Below are 1,582 nucleotides of genomic sequence, written 5' to 3'. Positions count from 1 at the left end.
TTTGGTCAAGCCCTCGACCGATTAGTAACAGTCAGCTCCACACGTTACCGTGCTTCCACCTCTGCCCTATCTACCTGATACTCTTTCAGGGGTCTTACTGTCTTATAGACAGGGACATCTCATCTTGGGGGGGGCTTCACGCTTAGATGCCTTCAGCGTTTATCCCTTCCGGACTTGGCTACCCAGCTATGGATTTGGTATCCAGCTGATGCACCAGTGGTCCGTCCAGCCCGGTCCTCTCGTACTAAGGCCAGCTCCCCTCAGATATCCTACGCCCGCGCCGGATAGGGACCGAACTGTCTCACGACGTTCTGAACCCAGCTCGCGTACCGCTTTAATGGGCGAACAGCCCAACCCTTGGGACCTGCTACAGCCCCAGGATGCGATGAGCCGACATCGAGGTGCCAAACCACTCCGTCGATGTGAACTCTTGGGAGTGATAAGCCTGTTATCCCCAGGGTAGCTTTTATCCGTTGAGCGATGGCAATCCCACTTTATGCCACCGGATCACTAAGTCCTACTTTCGTACCTGCTCCACCCGTCGGTGTCGCAGTCAAGCTCCCTTCTGCCTTTGCACTCTTTAAATGGTTTCCGACCATTCTGAGGGAACCTTTGAGCGCCTCCGATACCCTTTCGGAGGCGACCGCCCCAGTCAAACTCCCCGCCTGGCATTGTCCCACCGCTGGTTCACAGCGGCTGGTTAGAAACCCAATACTGCAAGGGTGGTATCCCAACAGCGACTCTGTTAAGACTGGCGTCCTAACTTCTTCGTCTCCCACCTATCCTGTACATGCAGTACCGAATCCCAGTACCAAACTGGAGTAAAGCTCCATGGGGTCTTTCCGTCCTGGCGCGGGTAACCAGCATCTTCACTGGTACTTCAATTTCACCGGATGTATTGTCGAGACAGTGCTCAAATCATTACGCCTTTCGTGCGGGTCGGAACTTACCCGACAAGGAATTTCGCTACCTTAGGACCGTTATAGTTACGGCCGCCGTTTACTGGGGCTTAAATTCAAAGCTTCGCTTGCGCTAACCTCTCCTCTTAACCTTCCAGCACCGGGCAGGCGTCAGCCCATATACTTCACCTTTCGGTTTTGCATAGACCTGTGTTTTTGCTAAACAGTTGCTTGAGCCTATTCTCTGCGGCCTGATTTCTCAGGCACCCCTTCTCCCGAAGTTACGGGGTCATTTTGCCGAGTTCCTTAACAATACTTCTTCCGTCGGCCTTAGGATTCTCTCCTCATCCACCTGTGTCGGTTTACGGTACGGGCACATATGGCACAATAGCGGCTTTTCTCGGCAGCCGGTCCGCATGCTTCGCTACTCTAGTTCGCTCCACATCACAGCAAGGATTTTCGTGTGCGGATTTGCCAGCACACCATCCCCTCTGCTTGTACCAGTCTTTCCATTCCTGGCTCATGCTTTCCTTCTGCGTCCCCACAGTTCTGACCATATGTGGTACAGGAATCTAAACCTGTTGTCCATCGGATACGCCTCTCGGCCTCTCCTTAGGTCCCGACTTACCCAGGGCAGATCAGCTTTACCCTGGAATCCTTGGATATTCGGCCGGAAGGATTCT

Annotated in this window: 1 rRNA gene (only partly in view); it reads right to left on the bottom strand. The window is 53.5% G+C overall.

The window, feature by feature from the left end:
* Position 1 precedes the first annotated feature (1 nt).
* Positions 2 to 1,582, bottom strand: a 23S ribosomal RNA gene (locus DXB43_RS14895); it runs 1,342 nt beyond the window's last position.

Source organism: Roseburia sp. OM04-10BH (genome assembly GCF_003462605.1).
Classification (GTDB): Bacteria; Bacillota; Clostridia; order Lachnospirales; family Lachnospiraceae; genus Roseburia_C; species Roseburia_C amylophila.
Note: the sequence above shows the minus strand (reverse complement) of the source record. Positions and strands in the feature narration are given on the sequence as shown.